The sequence below is a fragment of the Stenotrophomonas sp. TWI700 genome, from assembly GCF_039673645.1.
Classification (GTDB): domain Bacteria; phylum Pseudomonadota; class Gammaproteobacteria; order Xanthomonadales; family Xanthomonadaceae; genus Stenotrophomonas; species Stenotrophomonas maltophilia_AA.
This window is the reverse complement of record NZ_JBDJMB010000027.1, coordinates 17,518-42,892: the sequence shown is the minus strand read 5'-3', so window position 1 is coordinate 42,892 and position 25,375 is coordinate 17,518. Positions and strand designations below refer to the sequence as shown.

Annotated in this window: 17 protein-coding genes, 1 tRNA gene and 1 pseudogene; 9 read left to right on the top strand and 10 right to left on the bottom strand. The window is 66.4% G+C overall.

Annotation, left to right across the window (positions count from 1 at the left end; genetic code table 11):
* Positions 1-119 precede the first annotated feature (119 nt).
* From ABE473_RS15955 to radA, 3 genes are all read right to left on the bottom strand, one after another.
* Positions 120-2,426, bottom strand: coding sequence for a hypothetical protein (locus ABE473_RS15955; RefSeq protein WP_346490175.1), 2,307 nt, complete (start codon positions 2,424-2,426; stop codon positions 120-122).
* 35 nt (positions 2,427-2,461) lie between these two features.
* A complete protein-coding gene (locus tag ABE473_RS15950) occupies positions 2,462-4,321 on the bottom strand; it encodes an ATP-binding protein (protein ID WP_346490174.1) in 1,860 nt (619 codons plus the stop codon).
* Between the two features lie 221 nt (positions 4,322-4,542).
* Positions 4,543-5,922 carry a DNA repair protein RadA gene (gene radA, locus ABE473_RS15945; protein ID WP_346490173.1) on the bottom strand — a complete coding sequence of 460 codons (1,380 nt, stop codon included), beginning with the start codon at positions 5,920-5,922 and terminating at the stop codon, positions 4,543-4,545.
* A gap of 148 nt (positions 5,923-6,070) precedes the next feature.
* Here radA and ABE473_RS15940 point away from each other — a divergent pair, with 148 nt between their 5' ends.
* Complete coding sequence (locus tag ABE473_RS15940) at positions 6,071-8,134, top strand: EAL domain-containing protein (RefSeq protein ID WP_346490172.1); 2,064 nt, start codon at positions 6,071-6,073, stop codon at positions 8,132-8,134.
* An 84-nt stretch (positions 8,135-8,218) separates the two neighbouring features.
* Here ABE473_RS15940 and cyoD read toward each other — a convergent pair whose 3' ends face one another.
* The 5 genes from cyoD to ABE473_RS15915 form a co-directional block, all read right to left on the bottom strand.
* Positions 8,219-8,569 (bottom strand): cytochrome o ubiquinol oxidase subunit IV, encoded by a 351-nt coding sequence (gene cyoD / locus ABE473_RS15935; RefSeq protein ID WP_121043457.1) that lies wholly within the window; start codon positions 8,567-8,569, stop codon positions 8,219-8,221.
* A complete protein-coding gene (gene cyoC / locus ABE473_RS15930) occupies positions 8,569-9,210 on the bottom strand; it encodes a cytochrome o ubiquinol oxidase subunit III (RefSeq protein WP_046272182.1) in 642 nt (213 codons plus the stop codon). The genes cyoD and cyoC overlap by 1 nt, the downstream gene beginning before the upstream one ends.
* A complete protein-coding gene (cyoB, locus tag ABE473_RS15925; protein ID WP_346490177.1) occupies positions 9,207-11,204 on the bottom strand; it encodes a cytochrome o ubiquinol oxidase subunit I in 1,998 nt (665 codons plus the stop codon). Before cyoB ends, cyoC begins: the two co-directional genes overlap by 4 nt.
* An 8-nt stretch (positions 11,205-11,212) precedes the next feature.
* The gene (gene cyoA / locus ABE473_RS15920) at positions 11,213-12,289 is read right to left on the bottom strand and encodes a ubiquinol oxidase subunit II (RefSeq protein WP_176990043.1); all 1,077 of its coding nucleotides are present in this window, start codon (positions 12,287-12,289) and stop codon (positions 11,213-11,215) included.
* Between the two features lie 324 nt (positions 12,290-12,613).
* Positions 12,614-13,618: a 2-hydroxyacid dehydrogenase gene (locus ABE473_RS15915; RefSeq protein ID WP_346490171.1), complete on the bottom strand. Its 1,005-nt coding sequence runs from the start codon at positions 13,616-13,618 to the stop codon at positions 12,614-12,616.
* A 70-nt stretch (positions 13,619-13,688) separates the two neighbouring features.
* Here ABE473_RS15915 and ABE473_RS15910 point away from each other — a divergent pair, with 70 nt between their 5' ends.
* The 6 genes from ABE473_RS15910 (at position 13,689) to ABE473_RS15885 (ending at position 21,133) form a co-directional block, all read left to right on the top strand.
* Positions 13,689-14,021: a hypothetical protein gene (locus tag ABE473_RS15910; RefSeq protein WP_346490176.1), complete on the top strand. Its 333-nt coding sequence runs from the start codon at positions 13,689-13,691 to the stop codon at positions 14,019-14,021.
* 35 nt (positions 14,022-14,056) lie between these two features.
* Positions 14,057-14,863 (top strand): alpha/beta hydrolase, encoded by an 807-nt coding sequence (locus tag ABE473_RS15905; RefSeq protein WP_346490170.1) that lies wholly within the window; start codon positions 14,057-14,059, stop codon positions 14,861-14,863.
* On the top strand, positions 14,860-16,200 hold the full coding sequence (locus ABE473_RS15900; RefSeq protein ID WP_346490169.1) for a sensor domain-containing diguanylate cyclase: 1,341 nt from the start codon (positions 14,860-14,862) through the stop codon (positions 16,198-16,200). Before ABE473_RS15905 ends, ABE473_RS15900 begins: the two co-directional genes overlap by 4 nt.
* 77 nt (positions 16,201-16,277) lie before the next feature.
* Positions 16,278-16,910 carry a TetR/AcrR family transcriptional regulator C-terminal domain-containing protein gene (locus ABE473_RS15895; protein ID WP_346490168.1) on the top strand — a complete coding sequence of 211 codons (633 nt, stop codon included), beginning with the start codon at positions 16,278-16,280 and terminating at the stop codon, positions 16,908-16,910.
* A 48-nt stretch (positions 16,911-16,958) separates the two neighbouring features.
* Positions 16,959-18,059 carry an efflux RND transporter periplasmic adaptor subunit gene (locus ABE473_RS15890; protein ID WP_346490167.1) on the top strand — a complete coding sequence of 367 codons (1,101 nt, stop codon included), beginning with the start codon at positions 16,959-16,961 and terminating at the stop codon, positions 18,057-18,059.
* Entirely contained in the window at positions 18,056-21,133 is a 3,078-nt protein-coding gene (locus ABE473_RS15885) for an efflux RND transporter permease subunit (protein ID WP_346490166.1), read from the top strand. Before ABE473_RS15890 ends, ABE473_RS15885 begins: the two co-directional genes overlap by 4 nt.
* Before the next feature lie 63 nt (positions 21,134-21,196).
* Here ABE473_RS15885 and ABE473_RS15880 read toward each other — a convergent pair.
* Positions 21,197-21,272 (bottom strand) — tRNA-Thr (locus tag ABE473_RS15880).
* A gap of 162 nt (positions 21,273-21,434) precedes the next feature.
* Here ABE473_RS15880 and ABE473_RS15875 point away from each other — a divergent pair.
* The gene (locus ABE473_RS15875) at positions 21,435-21,731 is read left to right on the top strand and encodes a trehalase family glycosidase (protein WP_346490165.1); all 297 of its coding nucleotides are present in this window, start codon (positions 21,435-21,437) and stop codon (positions 21,729-21,731) included.
* Positions 21,694-21,771, top strand: a pseudogene (locus tag ABE473_RS15870) (hypothetical protein); the annotation flags it as partial. The gene ABE473_RS15875 and the pseudogene ABE473_RS15870, both read left to right, overlap by 38 nt.
* 126 nt (positions 21,772-21,897) lie before the next feature.
* Here ABE473_RS15870 and ABE473_RS15865 read toward each other — a convergent pair.
* Positions 21,898-25,014: a TonB-dependent receptor gene (locus ABE473_RS15865; protein ID WP_346490164.1), complete on the bottom strand. Its 3,117-nt coding sequence runs from the start codon at positions 25,012-25,014 to the stop codon at positions 21,898-21,900.
* Between the last annotated feature and the right edge of the window lie 361 nt (positions 25,015-25,375).

Below are 25,375 nucleotides of genomic sequence, written 5' to 3'. Positions count from 1 at the left end.
CCGCCTGTTCGTCACGGTGTGGGTGTGCGGGCGCCCCCTATTGCTCGGTCCGCCCCACGGGTGGCCCCCTACCCGTGCACCGCGTGCCGATCGTTGGTCGGCAGGCGGCCCGCCGGGGCTTACAGACCGTAGCGTTCGATGGCCTCCAGGTGGCGCTGCGCGTCCTGGTTGCAGGCTTCTGCCAGGCGCAGCCAGCACATCGGGTGCGTCCACGCGGCGGTAGCCTCCACCAGGAAGCGGTGCAGTGCCAGCGGTGGCTGGTCCTGCGGCTGCGCAAGGGTGAACAGGACGCCGGGCAGATGGCCGCCCTCGGTGTCCGGATCGGTCAGCTGATAATCATCGCGACTGTGCTTCCACAGCTTCCAGCCACGCGCCTCGACCGCCTCGGTGAAAGCGTTCCACGCCGCCTCGCCCGGGTCCACGCCATCGATCAGCCAGCTTGCCGCGTAGCCACCACTTTCCAGCGTATGCACCTCGGCATAGGTCGGCATGAAGTGCTCGCGCTCGGCCTCGTCTTCCGGCGCAGGGTGTACCAGTTCGGCGTCGAAGACCACCCAGTCGTCCACCCGCTGGGTGCGGTTGGCCGGGGCATTCTCGATGATGCGCGCGGTCACCGGTCCGGTACGGCGGGCGTAGTACTCGATCGGCTCGCCGCCATCCATGCAGCGGATGATGACCCAGCCGAAATTCTCCTCCACCGGCCCGTCCGTGCTCTCCAGTTCCATGCCGATGGCAGCGGCCGAGTGGCGCACCGCCGGCCAGTCGCGCGCGGCGCTGGCGGCGGTCATGTGGTCCCAATGCGCGCTGCGCGGCTCCTCCAGTACCTCGGTGAGGTGGCGGTAGTGCTGCGCGGCCTCCTCGAAACGCTTGGCAACCAGGTACGAGGAGGCAAGCATGCCACGTGCGCCGTGCGACCCTGGCGACAGCGCCAGCAGCGCAGTGACCGCCTGTTCCAGTGCCGCCCAGTCGGACAGGCGCCGGGCCAGCTGCGCCTGGCACCAGAGGGCGAACACCGGCACCGTCACCTCGTAGTGGCGGACCAGGCGCAGCAGCCCGGCTTCATCACCGCGCTGGGTCAACAGTCGCATCAGCGAATACGCGGGCTGGGCGTCTTCTTCCGGATGCCGCTCCACGAATGCCCAGAGCAGCGCGATGGCATCGTCCTCAGCGCCACAGGCGCTCAGCGCCGAGGCGGCGGTGTCCACCAGCGCGGCGTCATCGGGCCGCTCTGCCACACCCTGCAGCAGCCACTCCGCTTCGCGCTCGGGATCGCGCGACTGGCTTGCCTCGCCCTGCGCGGCCAGCCAGTCGAGCAGTTCCGCGGCGGGCACAGGGAGTGCGTCCGCGGCCGGCGCGGCATCGATGCGCGCGGCCATGTCCGCCACCTGCTGGGCCGCGCCGCGGTCCTGGCGCAACTGGCCGAGATGGCGGCGGGCAAGTGCCAGATGCCGACGGGCTACCCACCCTGCCCCGCGCTGCAGCGCCATCTCCACGCACAGCCCGGCGATCTCGATCACGAAGCGGTGCGCGCCGACGTCGGAAAAATGCGCCAGGGTGGCGTTGAGACGGCTGCCCAGATCCCAGCTGTTTCGTTCCGGCGACGCCCGCACCAGCAGCGCGACCACGTGCGCCCACATGCGCCGGTAGTTCGGCGACAACTGGCCGAACGGCACCAGCGAGGCCAGCGCCTCTTCATCGCGGCCCAGCTGTGCCAGCGCCCAGGCTTTGGACAGCCTGCGCGGCACGGTGCAGTTGGCGGGTTCGTAATTCCCTTCGGCAGCGACCTCCCCTTCGCGCTGCTCGATCAGTGCCAACGCCTCGGCGGCGCGGCCGCTGGCGAGCAGGATCTTGATGCGCGTCTCCGGGAAGCTGTCGTACACCGTGCCACCGTGCGCCAGGACGGTGCCGGCCTGCACATCCAGGTACGTCAGCGCCTCGTCGGCGCGGCCATCGTCGAGCAGCGCGTCGGCCTTCTCGCAGCTCAGGCACTGGAAGCATGCCCAGCTCGGATCCACCCGCGACAGCGTCTCTTCGCACACCTCCACACGCTCGGGCACCCAGCCCGGACCGTCGATGTTGCCGTAGCAGGCGGCCAGGTCCTGGGTCACGCAGACCGACTGCGGGCATTCGGCCGTATCGGCGCGATGCGCGCGTTCGAACAGCGCCACCGCATCGCCCAGTGCCGATTCGCCTTCAACCCGGTTGCCGACCCGGTTGCGCATTTCCCAGTGGCCGACAAATACGTCCAGCCAAGGATTGTCCAGGGTCTTGCCCAGCGCACGCGCCTCGGGCAACAGCGCATCGACACGGTCCATGCGCAGTTCGCAGACGTCGTCGGTGAGCCGCGTCAGCAGCTGCGCACTCTGCGGCTGCCCGGCTTCGCCCAGGTCGTCCTGCAGCTTTTCCACCCAATTCCAGATATCCATGCGGTCCCAGCGTCCTCTTGTGTCGAAATGGAGAGTCAGCGCGGCGCCTGCAGCATCTGCTGCAGGGCCACGGCGATGTCGGCGAATGCGCGGTTGAGATCGCCGCTGCCGGTGCCGGCATCCTGTGCACGCCCCTGCGCACTGACGATGATCTTCAGCGAACGCAGCAGACGCGCAGCGGCCTCGGCCTGCGGGTTGCCGCTGCGCATCGCCGCCAGCAATGCCTGTACCGCGGGGTTGTCCAGGTTGATATACAGGCGCGACACCTCGCGCGTGGCGATGCGCGCGGTGAACTGGCGCGCCAGCCGCAATGCCGCCATCGAGACGCGCTTGTCGTTGTCATCGTCTTCGAGGCGGCGCTTGAGTTCGGCTTCGCGGTCGGGCACCACCACCACCGGCAGCTCGATCGGGCTGAAATGCGCAGGCAGCAGCTGCTCGCCATCGCCCAGGTGCTGCTGAAGCCATGCGATGTCGGCCTCGGGCAGGCTGCCGGCCTTGAACAGCGCGCGGTTGCCCTGCTCGGTGCCCAGCTCGACCAGGCGCATGCCCTTGGCCTGCGCCCAGCGCCGCAGGAACGGCACCACGGCGTAGCGATGACCATGCGCGACGGGAACGCCCATCGCCCGGAACAACATTTCCTCGAAGCCGCCGCCGCTGTCCAGGATCACATGCAGCGCGCCGCGTGAGGGCAGCTCGCTGGCTTTCATGTCGCCCTGCGAGGTCGGCACGCGCACATGCTCCATCAGAAGCTGGAACAGGCGCTCATCGCACAGTGCCGCGCCGAGCAGCGCTTCGTTGTGGCGAGCAAGGACCCGGCGCCAGGCCTCCGGCTGCTGGCGCGCCACCTCGGCCAGGCCTTCGATCAGGGCTTCGCCCAGCGCATGCTGGACCGAGCGGTAGGCCTCGTCGCGCTGCAGGTCTTCGCGGCTGGCAGTGGGGGTGAGGCGGTTGGACTCGATCACCCCGCCGATGAACCCGGCCCAGGGCGGCAGCAGGTCGCGCGCATCGTCGTCAAGCAGCATGCCGCGCACGAACACCGACAGGTTGCGGTTGTCGCTGGTGCCATAGGTGGCACCGTCCTGCACCCACAGCAGGCCCACGCCATCGCTGCCGGGCGCGGCACGCACGGGCACGGCGCAGATGGGTTCGAAGTTGCGCTCGAAGCGCGCGGCGAATTCCACCGCGCGGCGCTGCGCCTGCAGCGGGTGCAGCACCACGCCATCGCGGGGGCGCCACGGCGGCGGCTCGGGGTTGATCGGCTGCGCGTCGTGGCCGATGTAGATCGGTTCGCCCAGCAGCGCACAGTAGCGGCCGAGGATGTCGCGCAGATGCGCTTCCTGGGCCAGGTGCTGGAAGTCAGCGTGCAGCTCCAGCAGCACTTCGGTGCCGACCGCGCGCGCCGGCATCGGCGACACGGTGTACTGCTCGGCGTTGCTGGACACATAGCAATGCCCCAGCGTCGGGGTCTGGTAGGACGTGGTGCGCAGCGTCACCCGTCGTGCCAGCACGAAGGCGGACAGGAAGCCCAGGCCGAACATCCCGATCAGGCCTTCATCGTCCTCACCGGCCTGGCGCAGGCCGCGGGTATAGCCCACGCCCACGGTAGCCAGGTAGTCGTGGATCTCGCGCTGGGTCAGGCCCGCGCCAGTATCGATGATGCGCACGATGCCGTTGCCGGCATCGCCATGCACTTCGATACGCCCCGGCTCGACCCAGTCGGGTTGCTCAAGGCGGCGGCGGACCAGGGAATCGTGCGCGTTCTGGACCAGTTCGCGCAAGGCGACCACCGGGGTGGAATACAGATGCTTGCCCAGAACCGTCATCAACCCATTGAGATCGACACCGGCACGACGGATTTCAGTGGCGCCGGCGGCGTCGAGGGTCGTCTCTTCCATGTAATCGTTTTCTCCGGGGTGCGTGCCCCGGCGTCGAAATGAGCCGGGGCGAGGAAGCGCCGGGAAAACTAGCACAGCCCTGTGTGATTGCGGCTGCGTCCTGGCGCCGTCATCGAGGCCCTCACCTGCGCGCCGGGAAGGCCCGCAGCCTTGGCAGTAAAAGCCCCGGGTGCCCTTGCTTCACTGGGTTGCGGATGAACTGCAGCTGTGCGGCCTGCCATTCACAGCGCGTCGATCGCCTCCGACAGCCGCTCTACCGCGATCACCTCCATGCCCTTCACGCTGCCGGTCTTCGGCGCATTCGCCTTGGGCACGATCGCGCGCTTGAAGCCATGCGTGGCCGCTTCGCGCAGGCGGTCCTCACCGTTGGGCACCGGGCGGATCTCGCCGGACAGGCCGACCTCGCCGAACGCGATCGTCTTCTCGGCCAGCGGCCGGTCCTGCAGCGAAGACAACACCGCCAGCAGTACCGGCAGATCGGCCGCGGTCTCCTGCACGCGGATGCCACCGACCACGTTGACGAACACGTCCTGGTCGCCGACCAGCACCCCGCCGTGGCGGTGCAGCACCGCCAGCAGCATCGCCAGCCGGTTCTGCTCCAGGCCCACCGCGACCCGGCGCGGGTTGGACAGCGGCGAGGCATCCACCAGCGCCTGCACTTCCACCAGCAGCGGACGGGTGCCCTCGCGGGTGACCATTACGCAGCTGCCGGGCTGCTGGGTGCTGCCACCGGACAGGAAGATCGCGGAGGGATTGGAGACTTCCTTCAGCCCCTTCTCGCCCATCGCGAACACACCGAGCTCGTTGACCGCGCCGAAGCGGTTCTTGAACGCGCGCAGCAGGCGGAAGCGGCTGCCGCTCTCACCTTCAAAATAGAGCACCGCATCGACCATGTGCTCGAGCACGCGCGGGCCGGCGATGCCGCCCTCCTTGGTCACGTGGCCGACCAGGAACACGGCCGTGCCGGTCTCCTTGGCGAAGCGCACCAGCCGTGCCGCGCTCTCGCGCACCTGGCTGACCGAACCGGGGGCCGCGGTCAGCGATTCGGTCCACAGGGTCTGTACCGAATCGGCCACGATCAGCCGCGGCTTGGCCACGCTGGCATGTTGCAGGATCGCCTCGACCTGGGTTTCGGCCAGGGCATTGACGTTGTCCAGCGGAAGATCCAGCCGCACCGCGCGGCCGGCGACCTGCGAGAGCGACTCCTCGCCGGTGATGTACAGCACCGGCAGCGTCGCGGCCATCTTCGCTACCGCCTGCAGCAGCAGGGTGGATTTGCCGATGCCCGGATCGCCGCCGACCAGCACCACCGCGCCTTCGACCAGGCCGCCGCCGAGGACGCGATCGAACTCGCCGATGCCGGTGCTCACCCGCAGGTGCTCGGTCTGCTGCACGTCCTTGAGCGCCATGATCTTCGGCGCGTCGACCTTGCCGGCCCAGCCGGAACGGCGCGACGCCGGCGAGGACTTTGCGGGCGTGGCGCTTTCCAGCGTGATCTCGCTGAGCGTGTTCCACACCCCGCACTCGGTACACTGCCCCTGCCACTTGCTGTATTCGGCGCCGCATTCACTGCAGACGTAAGCGGTGAGTCGCTTGGCCATGTCCACTTCCGCTTCAGAATCGATGGGGCAGGATAGCCGAGCCGCGTCGCAGCAACCGAGACGCCGGGCGTACGCGCTCAAGATTCCAGCCCCGATGCCGATACTGCGGCGGGCCACTGCCCCTCCTTCAATCTCTCCAGGTTTCTCCATGACCGGCACCTACAGCCAGAGTCTTGTCGTGTTCTCGCTGCTGGTCGCCATCCTCGCCTCGTATACGGCCCTGGACATGGCCGGACGCCTGGCCAGCACCCGTGGCCGGGTCGCCCGCTGGTGGCTGGCCGGTGGCGCGGGCGCGATGGGCCTGGGCATCTGGTCGATGCACTTCATCGGCATGCTTGCCTTCGATCTGCCGATCCCGGTCGGCTATGACCTGGCGATCACCCTCTACTCGCTGGCGGTGTCGGTCGGCGCCTCGGCCTATGCCCTGTGGCTGGTCTCGCGCGCGGAGCTGCCGTGGTCGCGGTTGTGTGCCGGCGCGGTGCTGCTGGGGCTGGGGATCGCGGCGATGCATTACCTGGGCATGGCCGCGCTGGAGATGCAGCCGGGCATCGACTACGACCCGCTGTGGTTCACCGCCTCGATCCTGATCGCCATCGGCGCGGCCGGTGCGGCGCTGTGGATCGCGTTCCGGCTGCGCCTGGAACAGCGCCGTCCGTTCCTGCTGCGCGGCGTGGCCTCGCTGGTGATGGGCCTGGCGATCGTCGGCATGCACTACACCGGCATGGCGGCGGCCACCTTCCCCGAGGGCGCGCTGTGCGGCGCGGCGTACGGCCAGGGGATCGATACCAAGTGGCTGGCGGTGCTGGTGATCGTCACCACGCTGGCCACGCTGGGGATCGCATTGATCGCCTCGGTGTTCGATCGCCAGATGCGTACCCGTACCGGCCTGCTCGCCGATTCTCTGGCCCAGGCCAACGAGAAGCTGATACAGGCTGCCCTGCACGACCCACTGACCCAGCTGCCCAACCGCATGCTGCTGCAGGACCGGATCGAACAGGCCATCGAAAAGGCCCAGCGCCGGCAGTTAAGCTTCGCGGTGATGTTCTGCGACCTCGATGGATTCAAGGCGATCAACGATGCCTACGGCCATCAGCTCGGCGACCAGCTGCTGATCCAGGTCAGCGAACGGATCACCGCGCTGCTGCGCGCGCAGGACACCTTCGCACGCCTGGGCGGGGACGAGTTCGTCATCGTGTTCCAGGTGGAGGATCCCGAGGACGCGGCCGTGGTCGCCGAACGCATCATCGCCAGCGTGGCCGAGCCCTTCGAGATCGACGCACTGGAACTGCAGGTCAGCGCCAGCCTCGGCATCGCGCTGTACCCCGCCGATGCCAGCACCGAGCGCGATTTGATGGCGCACGCCGATGCGGCGATGTACCACACCAAGGACTCGGGTCGGAACGGCTATACCTTCTTCACCCAGTCGCTCAACGTGAGCGCCAACCGCCAGCTGAAACTGCTGCAGGAGCTGCGCAAGGCGGTCAGCCGCAGCGAGCTGGTGCTGCACTACCAGCCCAAGTTCCAGGCCAACGGGAAGTCGCTGATCGGCGCCGAAGCACTGGTGCGCTGGCAGCACCCCGAGCTGGGCCTGCTCTCGCCGGATGCGTTCATCCCGATCGCCGAGCGCAGCGGATTGATCCTCTCCATCGGCGACTGGGTCCTCGACCAGGCCTGTGCGCAGCTGCGCCACTGGCACGATGCCGGGCACCCGGACTGGACCATGGCGGTGAACCTGTCGCCGCTGCAGTTCGGCTCCAGCACGCTGCTTGAGACCGTGCAGCGCACGCTGGACAAGCATGGGCTGGACCCGAAGCGGCTGACCCTGGAGGTCACCGAGACCACCGCGATGCGTGACGTGGAAGCCAGCCTGCTGATCCTGCACGGACTGACCGCGATGGGCGTGAACATCTCCATCGATGATTTCGGCACCGGCTACTCCAGCCTGCTCTACCTCAAGCGCATGCCGGCCACCGAGCTGAAGATCGACCGCGCCTTCGTGCACGACCTGGAAGACAACGCCGAAGACGCCGCGATCGTTTCCTCGATCATCGCGCTGGGCCGCTCGCTGCAGCTGCAGATCGTCGCCGAGGGCGTGGAGACCGCCGGTCAGCGCCAGTATCTGAGCGACATGGGCTGCGATCAGCTGCAGGGGTATCACCTCGGGCGGCCGGTGGATGCCGTGGAGTTCATGCGGCTGGCGAAGGCGGCGTAACGCGCGGCACCCTCGCCATCGCATCGCCCAACAAAAAGGCCGCCCGAGGGCGGCCTTTCTGCGTGCGGCAACGTCGGAGAGACGTCAGTGCATCATGTGCACGTTCATGTTGTGCATGACCCACAGCGAACCGGCGACGATGATGCCGATCACCACGACGGTGAAGGCCGCCGCGCTGACGTTCCAGCGCTGTTCCGAGGAGCGGTCCAGGTGCAGGAAGAACACCAGGTGCACCAGGATCTGCAGCACCGCGGCAACGACGATGATGACGCCGGTGGTGAAGCGCGGCAGGTCGCCATGCATGACCGCCCAGAACGGGATGATGGTCAGCACGGCGGCCAGGACGAAGCCGATCAGGTAGGACTTGACGCTGCCATGGCTTTCGCCGGCAGCGCTGTGGCCATGATCGTGTGCGTGATTGTCATGTGCGGCCATTACAGCGCTCCATTCAGATAGACGACGGAGAACACGCCGATCCAGATCAGATCCAGGAAGTGCCAGAACAGGCTCAGGCACGCCATGCGGGTCTTGTTGGTCTGGGTCAGGCCGTTCTGCTTGATCTGGATGAACATGATCAGCAGCCACAGCAGACCCGCGCTCACGTGCAGACCGTGGGTACCGACCAGCGCGAAGAACGCCGACAGGAACGCACTGTGGTCCGGACCGTAGCCCTGATGGATCAGGTGGTTGAACTCCCACACTTCCATGCACATGAAGCCGAAGCCCAGCAGCCAGGTCAGGGCAAGCCATGCGTACATCTGGCCCACCTTCTGCTTGTGCATGGCGATCATGCCCAGGCCGAAGGTCAGCGAGGAGACCAGCAGCAGCGTGGTTTCCCAGGCGACGAAGGACAGTTCGAACAGGTCCTTCGGGCCGGGGCCACCGTCGGTGCCGCCGGACAGCACGATGTAGGTCGCAAAAAGCGTGGCGAAGATGAGGCAATCGCTCATCAGGTACACCCAGAAACCGAAGACGGTATTGCCGCCGGTGTCGTGGTGCTCGTGGTCGTCATGGCCGTGGGCCGCCGCGTGCGCGGCGTGCCCATGGTTCATGGTGTTGGGGATAGTGGTGCTCATGCCTTCAGCTCCGATTTCACCAGGCCCTGCGCCACCAGGTGGCGACGGTGCTCATTCTCGATCCGCTCCACTTCCGCGGCCGGCACGTAGTAATCCACGTCCTTGTCGAAGGTGCGCCAGATGAAGGTGCCGATCATGCCGATCATGCCCACGATCGCCAGCCACCAGATGTGCCAGATCATCGCGAAGCCGAACACCAGGCTGAAGGCGCCGATCACCACACCGGTGCCGGTGTTGCGCGGCATGTGGATGTCGGTGTACTTGGCCGGGCGCTCCCACGCCTCACCACGCTGCTTGCGCTCCCAGAACTCGTCCAGTTCGTTGACGCGCGGCAGCGAGCCGAAGTTGTAGAACGACGGCGGCGAAGAGGTTTCCCACTCCAGCGTACGGGCGTCCCACGGATCGCCGGTCAGGTCGGCGGTCTTCTTGCGGTCGCGGATCGACACGGCGATCTGGATGATCTGGCACAGGATGCCGGCGCCGATGATGAAGGCACCGCACATGGCGATGATCAGCAGCGGCTGGTATTCCAGGTTCGGGTAGCTCTGCATGCGGCGGGTCATGCCCATGAAGCCCAGGATGTAGAGCGGCATGAACGCGACATAGAAGCCGATGAACCAGCACCAGAACGCACGCTTGCCCCAGGTTTCGTTGAGGCGGAAACCGAACATCTTCGGCCACCAGTAGGTGATGCCGGCGAACATGCCGAACACCACGCCGCCGATGATGACGTTGTGGAAGTGGGCGATCAGGAACAGGCTGTTGTGCAGCACGAAGTCGATGGCCGGGATCGCCAGCATCACGCCGGTCATGCCGCCGATGGTGAAGGTGACCATGAAGCCGATCGTCCACAGCACCGGGGTCGTGAACTGCACGCGACCACGGAACATGGTGAACAGCCAGTTGAAGATCTTCACGCCGGTCGGGATCGAGATGATCATCGTCGTGATGCCGAAGAAGGCATTGACGTTGGCACCCGAGCCCATGGTGAAGAAGTGGTGCAGCCAGACCAGGAACGACAGCACGCCGATGCAGGCCGTCGCGTAGACCATGCCCTTGTAACCGAACAGCGCCTTGCGCGAGAACGTGGCGATGACCTCGGAGAACACGCCGAAGGCCGGCAGGACCAGGATATAGACTTCCGGGTGACCCCAGATCCAGATCAGGTTGATGTACAGCATGGCGTTGCCGCCACCGTCATTGGTGAAGAAGTGCGTGCCGAGGTAACGGTCCAGGGTCAGCAGCACCAGGGTGATCGTCAGCACCGGGAAGGCGGCGATGATCAGCACGTTGGTGACCAGCGCGGTCCAGGTGAAGATCGGCATCTGCATCAGCTTCATGCCGGGCGTGCGCATCTTCAGAATGGTGATGAAGAAGTTGATGCCGCTCAGCGTGGTACCCAGGCCTGCTACCTGCAGGCCCCAGATGTAGTAATCGACACCTACCCCTGGACTGTATTCCTTGCCTGACAACGGCGGGAAGGCCAGCCAGCCGGTCTGCGCGAACTCACCGACACCCAGCGAGATCATCACCAGGCCCGCGCCCGCCACGAACAGCCAGAAGCTGAGCGAGTTGACGAACGGGAAGGCGACGTCGCGTGCGCCGATCTGCAGCGGCACGACGACGTTCATCAGGCCGGTGATCAGCGGCATCGCCACGAAGAAGATCATGATCACGCCGTGGGCGGTGAAGATCTGGTCGTAGTGATGCGGGGGCAGCACGCCCTCGTTGCCGCCGGCGGCCATCGCCTGCTGGACACGCATCATGATCGCGTCGGCGAAGCCGCGCAGCAGCATGACGAAGGCGACGATGAGGTACATCACGCCGATCTTCTTGTGATCCACCGAGGTGAACCACTCCTTCCAGAGATAGCCCCACAGCTTGAACTTGGTGATCAGGGCCAGCACGAGCAGGCCACCGATCCCCGCGCCGATCAGCGTGGTGATGATGATCGGATCGTGCGGGATGTCGGCAAAGGTCAGTTTACCCAACAGATTCATGGTCATTCTCCCGAGCCGTCGTGACCGGCGTGGCCGGCTGCGGCGTGCTCGTCTGCAGTGTGTGCGGCGTCCGCGGCAGCGGGCTGGTCGGCATGGACCGGCAGCTTCGCAGCGTCGTCGTGGGCTCCGCTCATGGCCTGCATGTCGTGGCCTTCATGGCTTTCGCCCTCGGCGCCGTCATGCTTCATGGCCTTGTGGTCGTGCTTCATGCCGTAGTGCTGGTTGTCGCCCATGTGCTTGGCGATGACCCAGTCGAACAGGCCGGCCTCGGTGGTGCCGTAATAGGTCACCGGGTGCCAGTCGTGGTTCTTCTCGGCAACCAGCGCAGCGAAGGCGGTCTTGTCCAGGGTCGCGCTTTCGGCACGCACCTTGGTCAGCCACTGCTGGTACTCCGCCTCGGTCACCGAGTGCGCGGAGAAATGCATCTTGCTGAAGCCCGCGCCGCTGTAGTGCGAGGACATGCCCGGGAACTCACCGGTCTCGTTGGCGATCAGGTGGAGTTTGGTCTCCATGGCCGTCATCGAGTAGATCATGCTGCCCAGGTGCGGGATGAAGAATGCATTCATCACCGAATCGGACGTGATCTTGAAGTTCAGCGGGGTATCGACCGGGAAGGTGATCTCGTTGACGGTGGCGATGTTCTCTTCCGGGTAGATGAAGAGCCACTTCCAGTCCAGCGAGATGGCTTCGATCACCACCGGCTTCTTGTCCGAGTCCAGCGGACGGTACGGATCCAGCGCGTGCGAGGAACGCCAGGTCAGCACGGCCAGCACCAGCACGATCATGCACGGGATCGACCAGACCACCACTTCGATGGCCGTGGAATGCGACCACTTCGGCTCGTAACGGGCCTTGGTGTTGGTCGCACGGTACTTCCACGCGAAGGTGAGGGTCATGATGATGACCGGCACGACAACCAGCAGCATGAGCACGGTGGCCGTGATCAGCAGGGTCTTCTCGTCGTGGCCGATCTGGCCCTTGGGGTTGAGGATGGCCGAGTTGCAGCCCGTCAGGAACACGGACAACGCAAACAGCAGGCCCGGACGCAGGAAGCGTCCAAGGGGTTTCAACGGAATCATCGGTCGATCCAATTGCGTAGGGAATGCCAGTTCAAGCCCGCCTCCGTCCCAGCCAAAGCCGGTGGTGCCGGTCCAAGGGGACAGGCACGAAGGACGATCATGTCAGCCTTCTAATTTTAGGCCGTCACGCATCATTTAAGAAAGGCATTGACAATGATCCAGCGCAGGAAAGGCCTGTTTTAGGCTGCGACACGTTGTCGCAGTGCCGGGCAATGACCCGATTCGGCAACATTCCGGCCCTTGTATAGACATGAACGGGTCAGGTCCGGGGCTCCGCGTCGCCACGGTACACGCCCCGGCGGTCGGCGTCATCGGCGGCGGTGCTCAGGGGGCCAGCACCCGGTTCGCGCAGTCCGCCCCACTGACGAAGTCGGCCAGGTTGCGCAGTGTGATCTCCGAGATCTCCTGCAGGGCCTCCACCGTGAAGAAGCCCTGGTGCCCGGTCACCAGCACATTGGGGAAGGTCATCAGGCGCTGGAACGCGTCATCGTCGATGATCTCGCCGGACCGGTCCTGGAAGAACAGCCCGCTCTCCTGCTCGTAGACATCGATGGCCAGGTGCCCCAGGCGGCGGGACTTCAGCGCGCGGATCACCGCATGGGTATCCACCAGCCCACCCCGCGAGGTATTGACCAGCATCGCCCCGGGCTTCATCCGGGCAAGCGAGGCGTCGTCGATCAGGTGATGGGTGTCCGGCGTCAGAGGACAGTGCAGCGAGACGACATCCGATCGCGCGAGCAGTTCGTCCAGCGCGACGGACGTTCCGATGGCGGCGAACCCGGGCGACGGATACGGATCGTGGCCCAGTACGGTGCAGCCCATGCCCTTGAAGATGCGGGCGGTCGCCAGTCCGATCTTGCCGGTCCCCACGATGCCCACGGTTTTGCCGTGCAAGGTGCGGCCCAGCAGGCCATCGAGCATGAAGTTGCCCTCGCGCACCCGGTTGTAGGCACGGTGGGTGTGCCGGTTGAGCGTCATCACCAGCGCCAGCGCATGTTCGGCCACGGCCTCGGGCGAATAGGCGGGCACGCGCGCTACGAACAGGCCCAGCTGGCCAGCGGCGGCCAGGTCGACATTATTGAAGCCTGCACAACGCAGGAGCACCGCGCGCACGCCCAGTGCATGCAGCGCCTGCAGCACCGGCGCATCCAGCCGATCATTCACGAATACGCAGACCGCTTCGCAGCCCTGCGCGAGTGCCGCGGTATGTACCTCCAGCGCGGCGTCGAAATACAGAAACTCGAAGGACTGCCCTGCCCCGCGGCGTTGATTGGCTTCCTCAAGAAACCGCTGGTCATACGGGCGGGCGCTGAATACTGCGATCTTCATGAGGCGGATTCCCGGGAGTTCGAGCATGACGATACCGCAGTACACTCCGGCCAACTGCCTGGAGACCGCCGTGTCCCTGACTACCCGCCTGCTCCGCTGGACCGCCACGCCGATGGGCCGGCGCGCCCTGTTCGCGCTTACTGCCGCGATCGTGACCCTGATGGCCTGCAATCCACTGCTGGTGCCACTACTGCCCGTGGTGGATGCGCTGGGGCTGGATGTCCTGCTCCTGCTGATCGGTGCGCAGGCGATGACACTGTTGCCGTGGGTGCGGCTGCATGCCAGCCGTATCGCCGGCGTCGCCGCCCGTTTACTGCTTGGTGCGCTCGCAGGTTTCATCGGCGGCTATCTGCGGCAACTGGTCTTCGGCAATGGAGGGCGTTGGACCCGCGTGCGCGCGTGACCTAGTATTCGGCACTTGCCGGACGCCATGGGTGGATGTACGTGGAGAGTTTTGAGCGGTTCAACGGGCGCCGTAGCGGTGCAGGCAAGGACGTCGCGATCCTGTCACACGGCTTTGGTACCGATCAGACCGCATGGAACGCATTGCGTCCCTGGTGTGAGGCACGCTTTGATGTGATTTCCTTCGATCTTGCCGGCTGCGGCCCGCACGGTGCGCAGACATACGATTTCGAACGACACGGCGCGCTGTTCGGGTATGCCGACGATCTGATCGACATCCTCGACGAATTGGACGTGCGTGACTGCACCTACATCGGCCACTCGATGAGCGGCATGATCGGCGCGGCGGCTGCCGTGGCGCGGCCGGACCTGTTCGAGCGCCTGGTCATCATCGGTGCATCGCCGCGCTATCTCGACGATGACGGGTACACCGGCGGCTTCAAGCCGCAGGACCTGGACCAGTTTTTCGACAGCATGCGCGCCAACTACCAGGCCTGGATCGCCGGCTTCGCCCCGATGGTCGTCGGCGTGGAGGACAGCGCGGTCGTCGCCGATTTCTCCAATACCCTGTTCCAGATGCGCCCGGATATCGCCCTCAATACCTCGCGCACGATTTTCACCTCCGATCTGCGCAGCCTGGCCGCGCGGGTCTCAAGGCCGGTCCACCTCATCCAGACCGCACACGACGTGGCGGTACCGGTCGCGGTTGGCCACTGGCTGGCCAATGCGATCCAGGGCGCCACCCTGGATGTGATCGATGCCTCGGGTCATCTTCCGCACATGACCGCGCCCGATGACGTCATCCGCATTCTCGAACAGCGACTGGCAGGCACCGCGTTGTGACGACGTCCGACAGTGACGCGCTTGCCGCGCTGTGTCAGTTCGCCCGCCTCGCCTCCCACGCCGACCTGGTGATGGCGGTGGAAGTGGACGCCGGCGGCAGGGCGACGTGGGCGGTCGCCGCGCCGGCGCTGCCCTCGTCGAGCTTCAACCTGGCGCGCAGCGGTCTCTTCGAACACACCTGGAGCGGTGAAGCTGTCGACGCAACGGGCTTCCGGCTGCCGACGGCGATCATCCACGCCCTGGAAGGCCTCCCCACCCACCTGCTCTACGTCCCGGCCCCGTCGCACGGGGCGCCGCTGAGCGGCCTGCTGCTGCTGTGGCGAAGCGCCCCTGCCCCTGCCCCTGCAGCGCTGACGGCGCAGGTGCCGCTGCTGGCGACGAGCGTGGCCCGCCTGCTGTCCGCACGGCGGGAGGCCGCACGCGGCGCGATCGTCCGCAATCAATTCCTCGATCTGTTTGAGAGCGTGCCGGCGGGCATCGTCCTGATCGATGGCGATGGCGTGGGCGCGGCCGTCAACGAGCATGCTGCGGAGCTGCTGGGGTGCGCGGCGGGCAATCACCGCGCGGTGGACCTCGCCGGCCCGATGCGCGCCCTGCGCCAACGCTGCGACAACCATGCCGACCTGGAGCTCGCCTACAGCGCCCAGATGAACAACGATCAGTTCGCCGCGAAGCAGAACTGGACGCTGGGCGAGCGGACCTTCGAGGTGGATACCCATCCGGTACGTGGCAACGGCGCCCATGGGCGCATCTGGCTGTTCACCGACGTCACCGCCGATCTGCTGATGGCCGCCGAACTGCGCCGCCTCGCCTCCTCCGATCCCTTGACCGGCGTGCCAAATCGCCGTCATTTCGAGGAATGCTCTGCGCAGATCATCGCCGCCCGTGAAGCCAACGGCCGTGCGGTCGCGGTGCTGATGGTGGACGTGGATCACTTCAAGAAGATCAACGATACCTACGGCCATCCGGTCGGCGATGAAGTCCTCAAAGTGGTCGCCAGGCGTTGCCGGGATGCCCTGCGGGAACGCGATCTGTTCGCCCGGTTCGGTGGCGAGGAATTCATCGCGCTGCTGGCCGCCTCCGCCGTGGATGAGATTCCCGCAGCCGCCGAGCGACTGCGCAGCGCGGTCGCCGCCGAACCCATCCTCGTAGGCGGCGAACGTATCGCCGTCTCCGTCAGCATCGGTGGCGCGATCGGCGAGGCGTTGCCGGGCGGCGACCAGAAACTGCTGGAAGAGCTGATCTCCCGCGCGGATGAGGCGCTGTATGAGGCCAAGACCAGCGGGCGGAATCGGGTCCGGATGGCCGACCTGCGGCCGGACCTGTTCGCCCCCTGAGGCACGCGGGCGGCACTTGTCCGCTCCAGCCTAACGCTGTTAGATTCGCTGCCTAACATCGTTAGGCAGGCCCAGCAGTGCGTCAACCCATCGCGCGGGAAAACATCGTCGAGGCGGCCTTCCGGATCCTCGACGAGGCCGGCCTGGAGGGCATCACGCTGCGCAAAGTAGCCTGCTCGCTGGGCATCCGCGCGCCGTCGCTGTACTGGCACTTCAAGAGCAAGCAGGCGCTGATCGATGCCATGGCCGACGCCATGATCTGCGACGTCGCCCGTGACATTCCCGTCGGCCAGCCCTGGCGGCAGACCCTGCTGCAGATCGGGCGTCAGTTCCGCCTGGCGTTCAAGGCCCGCCGCGATGGTGCGCGGGTCTATGCCGGCACCTTCCTGGCCACCGAGAACGTGCTGCGGGTGGGTGAGGCGAGCATCGCCGCGCTGATCGGCGCCGGCGCCTCGGCACGCTTCGCCGCGACCACCTCGATGGATCTGGTGTATTACACGATGGGCTTCGTCATCGAGGAGCAGTCGTGGCCCGGCGACGGCAGCATGGAGGCGCTGGGCGAGGCGTTCATGGCCCTGGCCGAAGCGCGCTTCCCCCATTGCTGGCAGGCCCGTGATGTGTGGAGCGAGGTCGATTTCGACGCCCGCTTCGAGCAGGGGCTGGGCCTGATGCTGGATGGCATCGCACTGCGCCTGTCCCGCGAATCCTGATTCCCCCACTCCTTTTTCTCCCGCTGTTCCGACCCGGAAAGCCCCTCAATGCGTGCACCCTCCTTCCGCAGTATTTCCCTGATCCTGGTCGCCGCGCTGCTGTCCGCGTGTGGCGGCAAGGACGACAAGGCCTCGGCCGACGCCACGGCCGCCAGTTCGGCGCTGCCGGTCTCGCTGGCGCCCGCGCAGCAGCAGACCATGGCGCGCACGGTGCTGGTCTCCGGGCCGGTGACCGCCTACGAGGAAATGCAGCTGGGCGTGGAGATCAGCGGCCAGCGGGTGACCGCGCTGCTGGTGGACGTGGGCCAATGGGTCAAGCAGGGCCAGGTGCTGCTGCAGGTGGACCATCGCACCCTGGACAGCGAGCTGGCGCAGGCCGACGCCTCGCTGCGGCAGGCGCAGGCCTCGCAGGAACTGGCGCGGATGAACTACGAGCGCAGCGCCAAGCTGGCCGCCCAGCAGCTGATCAGCGAAAGCAGCCTGGATGAGCTGCGTGCCTCGCGCATCAATGCCGAAGCGCAGACCTCCACCGCACGCGCCGCGCGCGATGCGGCCAAGTTGCGCCGCGACTTCGCCGACCTGCGCGCACCGGCCGACGGCCTGATCTCCAAGCGCCTGGTGCAGCCGGGCCAGGTGGTCTCCGCCGGAACCGAGCTGCTGCGCCTGATCCGCGATGGCCGCCTGGAGTGGCGCGCGGAGCTGCCGGAGAACCAGCTGGCCGATGTGGCGGTAGGCAACACCGTGGAGCTGCCGTATGCCGGCCAGGTGGTCAGCGGCCGCATCCGCGCGGTCACCCCGGGTGTCGATGGGCAGACCCGAACCGGCACGATCTACGCCGATATGCCGACGCCCGGCCCGCTCAAGCAGGGCATCTACGTGGATGGTCGCATCGTCACCGGCGACGGCCCAGTGCTGACCATCCCGACCGCGGCGATCGTGCAGCGCGACGGCCACAACTACGTGTTCACCGTGAACGACAAGCAGCAGGCCACCCGCCACCGGGTCAGCACTGGCCAGGCCGTGCAGGGCCGCACCGCGATCCTGGAAGGTCTGAAGGTCGGTGACCAGGTCGTGGTGGATGGTTCCGGCTTCCTCGGTGAGGGCGACCGCGTGCGCGTAGTGACCGCGACCCAGGCCGCCGCACGATGAACATCTCTGCCTGGGCGATCAAACGCCCGTTGCCTGCGCTGCTGATCTTCTTCGTGCTGTGCGTGGCCGGCCTGTGGGGGTTCCATCAGCTGCCGGTGGCGCGCTTCCCGGACATCGCCTTCCCGATGACCACGGTCACCGTCACCCAGCCCGGCGCCTCGCCGAGCCAGCTGGAAGCCGAAGTGACCCGCAAGGTCGAGGACTCGGTGGCGACGGTCAACAACGTCAAGCGCGTGATGTCCTCGGTCAGCGAAGGCGTCAGCACCACCACCATCGAATTCCAGCTGGAGGCCGACCTGGCCACCGCGCTGGATGACACCCGCGATGCCGTTACGCGCATCCGCACCGACCTGCCGCAGGACATCCAGGAGCCGGTGATCTCCAAGGTCGATATCGGCGGCTCGCTGATGACCTATGCGCTGGTCGCCCCGCACATGACCACCGATGAGGCCAGCTGGTTCGTCGACCGCGACATCTCGCGTGCGATGTACGGCGTGCCCGGTGTCGCGCGCGTCACCCGCGTGGGCGGCGTACAGCGCCAGGTGCGGGTGGATCTGGATCCCAATGCCCTGATCGCGATGGGCATCACCGCCGGCGATGTATCGCAGCAGCTGGCCCGCATCCAGGTGGAGCGTGCCGGCGGCAAGACCGAGGTCGAGGGCGCACAGCAGACCATCCGCACGTTGGGCACCGTCGGTGACGCACAGGCGCTGCGCGACTACTCCATCGCCCTGCCGGACGGGCGCGCAGTGCGGCTGTCCACGCTGGCCACGGTCACCGACGGCGCCGCCGACCCGACCGAAGCGGCCCTGCTGGACGGCAAGGGCGTGGTGGCCTTCTCGATGTCGCGCACCCGCGGCTCCAGCGAGGTCAAGGTCGAAGCCGGCGTGCATGACGCACTGGACAAGATCAAGGCCGAGCATCCGGGCATCGACTTCCGTCTGGTCACCACGGCGATCGATGAGACGCACCGCTCCTACGATTCCTCGATGACCATGCTATGGGAAGGCGCGCTGCTGGCGCTGCTGGTGGTGTGGCTGTTCCTGCGTGACTGGCGCGCGACGTGGGTGTCCGCGCTGGCGCTGCCGCTGTCGATCATCCCGACCTTCGCGGTGATGTACTTCTTCGGCTTCACCCTCAACATCATCACGCTGCTGGCGCTGTCCGTGGTGGTCGGCATCCTGGTGGACGATGCGATCGTGGAGATCGAGAACATCGTGCGCCACCTGCGCATGGGCAAGCCACCGCTGGAAGCCGCGCGCGAGGCGGCCGGCGAGATCGGCAACGCGGTGATCGCCACCTCGCTCACCCTGGCCGCCGTATTCGTGCCGGTGGCCTTCATGCCCGGCATCGCCGGCAAGTTCTTCCGCGAGTTCGGCTGGACCGCCGCCACCGCCGTGCTGTTCTCGCTGCTGGTGGCGCGCCTGCTCACGCCGATGATGGCCGCCTACCTGCTCAAGCCGCATGGCGAGGAGAAGCCGGAATCGAAGCTGATGACCTGGTACCTGGGCTGGGTGGACGCCGCCCTGCGCCATCGCGGCCGCACGCTGTGGCTGGCCACCGGGTTGTTCGTCGCGTCGCTGGCGCTGGTGCCGTTCATCCCGGCCACCTTCATCCCGCAGTCCGATCTGGGCCGCAGCAACCTCAACCTCGAACTGCCGCCGGGCACGCGCCTGCAGGAAACCGTGGCCGTCGCCGAGCACGCGCGTGCGCTGCTCAAGGACATGCCCGAACTCAAGCAGGTCTACACTGCGGTCGGCGCCGTGCTCGACCTGGGCGACCCCAGCGCAACCGGCGTCGGTGAGCCGCGCAAGGCCACCCTCGTGCTCGACTGGGGCACCACCGACACGCGTGAGCGCGACCAGCGCGTGCTGGAGCGCGAGGCCCGCCAGCGCCTGGCCGACCTGCCCGGCGTACGCGTCAGCTACGTCAGCTCCGAGCCGGGCAACCTGCTGCAGCTGGTGCTCTCCGGTGACGACCCGCAGCGCCTGCAGGAGGCCTCCACCGCGCTGGAGCGCGACCTGCGTGGCATCCAGGGCCTGGGCAGCGTGACCTCCACCGCCTCGCTGCTGCGCCCGGAACTGCAGATCGTTCCAAACCCCGCCCGCGCCGCGGACCTGGGCGTGGCCACCGCCGATATCGCCGAGGCCGCCCGCATCGCCACGGCGGGCGATTACGAGCAGCGCCTGGCCAAACTCAACCTGCCCGACCGGCAGGTGCCGATCCGGGTCGGCTTTGCCGAAGCCACGCTGGCCAATCCGGGCCTGATCAGCCAGCTGCGCGTCCCCGGCCGCAATGGCCCGGTACCGTTGGCGGCCGTCGCCGACATCCAGCAGGGCAGCGGCCCGTCGCAGATTTCGCGCTACCAGCGCCAGCGCAACGTGACCCTCACCGCCGAACTCAACGGCCGCCCGCTGGGCGATGTGATGACCGAGGTGCAGGCCCTGCCGAGCGTCAAGCAGCTGCCGCCGGGCGTGACCTTCCTCAACACCGGCGATGCGGAAGTGTTCGTCGAGCTGTTCATCGGCTTCATGCTGGCGATGGCGGCGGGGTTGATCTGCATCTACATGGTGCTGTTGCTGCTGTTCAACCACGCCCTGATGCCGATCACCATCCTCGCCGCGGTGCCGCTGTGCGCCGGCGGTGCGTTCGGCGCGTTGCTGATCACCCAGAACATGCTCTCGCTGCCGGCGCTGATCGGCCTGCTGATGCTGATCGGCATCGCCACCAAGAACTCCATCCTGCTGGTGGACTACGCGGTGATGGCCGAAGACGAACACGGCATGAGCCAGCACGATGCGCTGATCGATGCCTGCCGCAAGCGCGCACAGCCGATCATCATGACCACCCTGGCAATGGGCGCGGGCATGATGCCGATCGCGCTGGGCTTTGCCGGTGACTCCAGCTTCCGTGCACCGATGGCGATCGCCGTGATCGGCGGCCTGATCACCTCGACGCTGCTCAGCCTGATCGTGATTCCGGCCGCTTTCACGGTGGTCGATGATGCGGGCGACTGGCTGTCGCGGAAGTTCCGGCGGCGGTCGTCGCATCCGGCTGTCGGCGGTGCGGAGTGAGCTGACCCGCCACGCCGCCCCAAACAAAAAGCCCCGGCCAAGGCCGGGGCTTTTTGCTGTATCTGGTGCCGGAAATAGGAATCGAACCTACGACCTACGCATTACGAATGCGCCGCTCTACCAACTGAGCTATTCCGGCGAGGTCGTGAATTCTAGGGGGTCTGGGCCACTTTGGTCAATCAGGGAAGCGCTCACCGTGGGACGGCCCGCGCGCCCAAGGGCCCGGCAAGACGTGCTCCTGTGGCACCAGCCCTTGACGCACCAGCCTCTACAGTGAATCCCCCACCTCCGGAGGCATCCCATGCGCCCTTGTCCCCGTCTGGCGGCGGCACCCGTCCTGACCCAGTGGCAGCGCGCCAGGACGCGGCCCGGGTTCGACCTCGCCGGTTTCGTCTCCGAGCACTTCACCGTCTCCGGCGACGCTCCGCCGTACGTGCCACCTGCCGGGGAGACGCTGCGTGCCCATATCGAGGATCTGTGGCCGGTGTTGACCCGCACCACCGGCAGCGTGGATCCGAACGGCTCGCTGCCGCCGCTGCCCAGGCCTTACGTGGTGCCCGGTGGGCGCTTCCGCGAGGTGTACTACTGGGAGAGCTAGCTACGGCCATGTTCCGAACGGCAACCGCAGCTACTACCTGAGCCGCTCGCAGCCGCCGTTCTTCAGAACGCGCATGCAACAGCGCGCAGGATGTGGAAGCAGCGGACTGACGCCACAAAAGAAGAGAGCCCGGCAAGCCGGGCTCTCTCTTCATGCAGGTGACCGATTACTGGAACTTGTAGCGCAGCGAGGCCATGTAGCGGCGGCCCAGCGCATCCAGCACGTACGGGAACGGACCGATGTCGTCGGTGAGGTTGATCACCGACAGGTTCAGGCGGGCGTTGTCGGTCAGGCGGTAGCTGACGTTGGCGTCCCAGGTGGTCCAGCTGTCACGCACGAAGTACTGACGGCTTTCCGGCGTGGCGACCAGGCTGAACTGCGCGCTGCTGGTGTAGTTGGACGAGAAGCCGGCGCTCCACTTGCCGACATTGTGCTGGGCGGTCCAGCGGAACACACGCTTGGGTTCGTTGAACGTACCCACCTGCTCGACGAACGGAACATCCGCGTTGGCGGCCTGGCCACGGTTCTTCGGCATGTAGCCATAGAAGCCCAGGTCCAGCGAGCCGAAGCGGCCCATGTTCCAGCGATAGTCGACTTCAGCAGTCCAGCCGCGGAACATCAGCACCGGGCCATTACCGTACTGGGTCTTGATGTCGGTGGCGACGCCGGTACCCGGGGTACGGGTGACCAGGCTGCAGAAGCGGTTGGCGTTGGGCACATCGGCGGCGTTGAATTCCGGATTGTCGAAGCAGCCGGTGATGATGTCGTTCGCGGTCAGTGCGGTGATCACATCGGTGATCTCGATGTCATACCAGTCCGCCGCCACGCGCAGGCCACCGGCCCACTCCGGTGCGAACACGATGCCTGCGGTCCACGACTTGGCCTTCTCGTTCTTCAGGCCGGTGTAGCCGTTGGTCGAGCCCAGCGTGTTGGTCGGTGCCGCCTGGAAGGTGGCCGGATCCGCGCCCGGGTACGCCGCGAAGAATGCGTTGCAGTTGGCCTTGCGCACGGCCGGATTGCTGCCGCCGTTGATGTTGGCCACCGAGCACACTTCCGGGATGTTGTAGAACGCCGGCTGCAGCGTGGTGTACAGCTCTGCGATGGACGGTGCGCGCAGCGACTGGGTCTTGTTGCCGCGCAGCTGGATGCCCTCGAACGGCTCGTACTGCAGGCCGTAGGTGAAGGCATTGAAGCCACCGGCCACCGAGTTGTCCACGCGGCGGAACTTGGCGGTCACGTCCAGGCGGTGCAGGCCCGGCAGGCCCCAGTCCGGGTTGAACAATGGCGCCAGGAATTCGGCGAACACTTCGTTGGTGTGGTAATCGCCCTTGGCGGCCTGGATCGGCACCGAACGGCCCTGGCCCAGGCGCTGGTACTCGCTGGGGGTGAACGAACCTTCCTCGCGGCGGTGCTCGAAGCCGGCTGCGACGCCGAACTCGCCACCGGGCAGATCGAACAGGCCACCGGACACGGAGGCGTTGAACACGGTCTGGCGGGTTTCGGCCTTGGCCACGGTCGGTGTGGAGACGTAAGCCAGCGCTTCAGGCGATGCCTGGTTCTCGCCGAACAGGTTCAGCGGACGGCAGTTCGGATCGGCGATGGTGCCGGGCGCCGCCGAATTACAGACGATGTTGCCGTTGGCGTCGGTGGTGACGTTCAGCGCGTTGATGAAGTTCTGCTGGATCAGACCGGTACCGAGGTAATCGAAGTCACCGCGACCGTGCGTGATGCTCGTTTCCCAGTTGAAGGCACGGCTGCCGATGTCGAAGAAGCCATCCAGGCCGGCGACCACGCGGGTCAGGCGGGTTTCCGTGCTGGCGTTGTTCATGCTCAGGTCGCGCGAGGAGCGTGACAGCTGGAAGGACGTGATGCCGTTCGCGGCGAGGATCCGGCGCGATTCAGCGCTCAGGAACGGATTGCTGGCACTGAACAGCAGGGTGCCGCTCTGTGCGCCCGTCCCGTCCGGATTAGCGACGCCGAAGGAGGCCGCGTTGTAGACGTTCTGGTCGAGCGTCTCGCGTGCGGTCGCCTCGTAACGGGACAGCTCGAAGAAGCCGCGCACGTTGTCGGTGAAATCGAAGCTGCCCGTCGAGTACACGGAGCGACGCTCGAGGTCGGCGATCAGCGGGAACGTCTCGTTGAGGTCCAGGCCGTCGCCACCGGAGGCATTGCCGCTGGGATAGGAGATGCCCTGGTCGAACTCCACCAGGTCACCCGCGCTGTTGAACTGCCACAGCTTGTTGTTTGGACCGAAACCGGTCAGCTCACCCGCCGCATTGCGCTGGTACGAGCGCCGGACACCCACGTCGGACGGCAGGATCAGGCCACCGAACGTCATGTTCGAAATGCGGCGATTACGGATGAACACCTGGTCCGGGATGCCATCGGCCGGACCCGTATTGAACGGGATGCTGCCATCGATGCGGCCATCGGATCCCGGGGTACGACCCGGCTGGAAGCGCGCGATGTTCGCGGCGGTCGGGTTGGTCTGCAGGCTGTAGCCATTGCGATAGAAATCGCGCGACAGCGAATCCACGCCATCGCTGTTGTCCAGCTCCGCGGCGATGGTGAAGTGGCCGCGGCCATCGGCGAAGCTGCTGCCGAAGATCGCCGACCACGAGTAGCGGTCATTGTCGCTCTTGGTCGTGCTGCCGTAGCCGATCTCGACTTCGGCGCCCTCGAAGCGATCACGCAGGATGATGTTGTTCACGCCGGAGATGGCGTCCGAGCCGTAGGTCGGTGCACCGCCCACGCTCAGGCTTTCCACGCGCTCGACCATCACGGTCGGAATGGAGTTCATGTCGACCTGGATACCCGAGCCACCGCCCGCGCCGAACACGGTCGGGGGAGCCGAGGTCACGAAGCGGCGACCGTTGACCAGGGTCAACAGGCGGTTGCTGCCCAGACCGAACTTGCTGGCAAAGTTGACGCCGGCGCCAAAGCCGGCCTGGTCGCCACGCGAGCTGACACCGGCGGTGACGCCGGGCACCTTGGTCAGGGCGTCGATCAGGTTGGTGTAGCCATAGGCTTCAATGCTCTGCCGGGACACCACGGCCGCCGGTTCCAGGGTGTCGAACCCAGCGCGGTAGATGCGCGAACCGGTCACGGTGATCCGATCCAGCTGGGTGAGCGCCTTTTCCGGATCCGCCTGTGCGGGATCAGGGGTGGAGGCATCCGACGCTCCGGCGTCCTGCGCCATGGCCGGTGCGGCGGTCGCCAGGAACAGTGCCGAGGTCAGGGCAATGCTCAACGGGGTACGACTGAGAAACGTGGTGTTCGCCATGGTTACCTTCCGTGATTCGTCCACAGAGCCCTGGGTCGGCTTCACAAGGCTTTGTCTGAATGGTTCTTTAACGCGCCGATAACGAATCAATACACAATTCAGTAACAAATGACAACACGATGCACAAACGTGTCTCACTCAGGGCCCCTCTACCCGACAGGTTCGCTGGAACGCCCTGCCGTTGGCCCACAGCGAACAATCGGGGACCATTCCACGGCGTTAGCTACGGTTTCCCAGCATGTTCCCCACAACGAAAACCCCGGCCCGGCCGGGGTTTCGTTTTTTACTTGTGCTGAAAACGTCATCCGCGGCGTTGAAACATCCGTGCCCCGCGGGAAAGAACTACGTCTGGATCTTCCGC

What these genes read in the sequence shown, in the direction of transcription:
- ABE473_RS15955 (WP_346490175.1), bottom strand. Translation starts at nt 2,426, where the DNA reads ATGGATATCTGGAATTGGGTGGAAAAGCTGCAGGACGACCTGGGCGAA.
- ABE473_RS15885 (WP_346490166.1), top strand. Translation starts at nt 18,056, where the DNA reads ATGAACATCTCTGCCTGGGCGATCAAACGCCCGTTGCCTGCGCTGCTG.
- cyoC (WP_046272182.1), bottom strand. Translation starts at nt 9,210, where the DNA reads ATGAGCACCACTATCCCCAACACCATGAACCATGGGCACGCCGCGCAC.
- ABE473_RS15905 (WP_346490170.1), top strand. Translation starts at nt 14,057, where the DNA reads ATGTACGTGGAGAGTTTTGAGCGGTTCAACGGGCGCCGTAGCGGTGCA.
- ABE473_RS15915 (WP_346490171.1), bottom strand. Translation starts at nt 13,618, where the DNA reads ATGAAGATCGCAGTATTCAGCGCCCGCCCGTATGACCAGCGGTTTCTT.
- ABE473_RS15865 (WP_346490164.1), bottom strand. Translation starts at nt 25,014, where the DNA reads ATGGCGAACACCACGTTTCTCAGTCGTACCCCGTTGAGCATTGCCCTG.
- radA (WP_346490173.1), bottom strand. Translation starts at nt 5,922, where the DNA reads ATGGCCAAGCGACTCACCGCTTACGTCTGCAGTGAATGCGGCGCCGAA.
- ABE473_RS15875 (WP_346490165.1), top strand. Translation starts at nt 21,435, where the DNA reads ATGCGCCCTTGTCCCCGTCTGGCGGCGGCACCCGTCCTGACCCAGTGG.
- cyoD (WP_121043457.1), bottom strand. Translation starts at nt 8,569, where the DNA reads ATGGCCGCACATGACAATCACGCACACGATCATGGCCACAGCGCTGCC.
- ABE473_RS15940 (WP_346490172.1), top strand. Translation starts at nt 6,071, where the DNA reads ATGACCGGCACCTACAGCCAGAGTCTTGTCGTGTTCTCGCTGCTGGTC.
- cyoA (WP_176990043.1), bottom strand. Translation starts at nt 12,289, where the DNA reads ATGATTCCGTTGAAACCCCTTGGACGCTTCCTGCGTCCGGGCCTGCTG.
- ABE473_RS15890 (WP_346490167.1), top strand. Translation starts at nt 16,959, where the DNA reads ATGCGTGCACCCTCCTTCCGCAGTATTTCCCTGATCCTGGTCGCCGCG.
- ABE473_RS15950 (WP_346490174.1), bottom strand. Translation starts at nt 4,321, where the DNA reads ATGGAAGAGACGACCCTCGACGCCGCCGGCGCCACTGAAATCCGTCGT.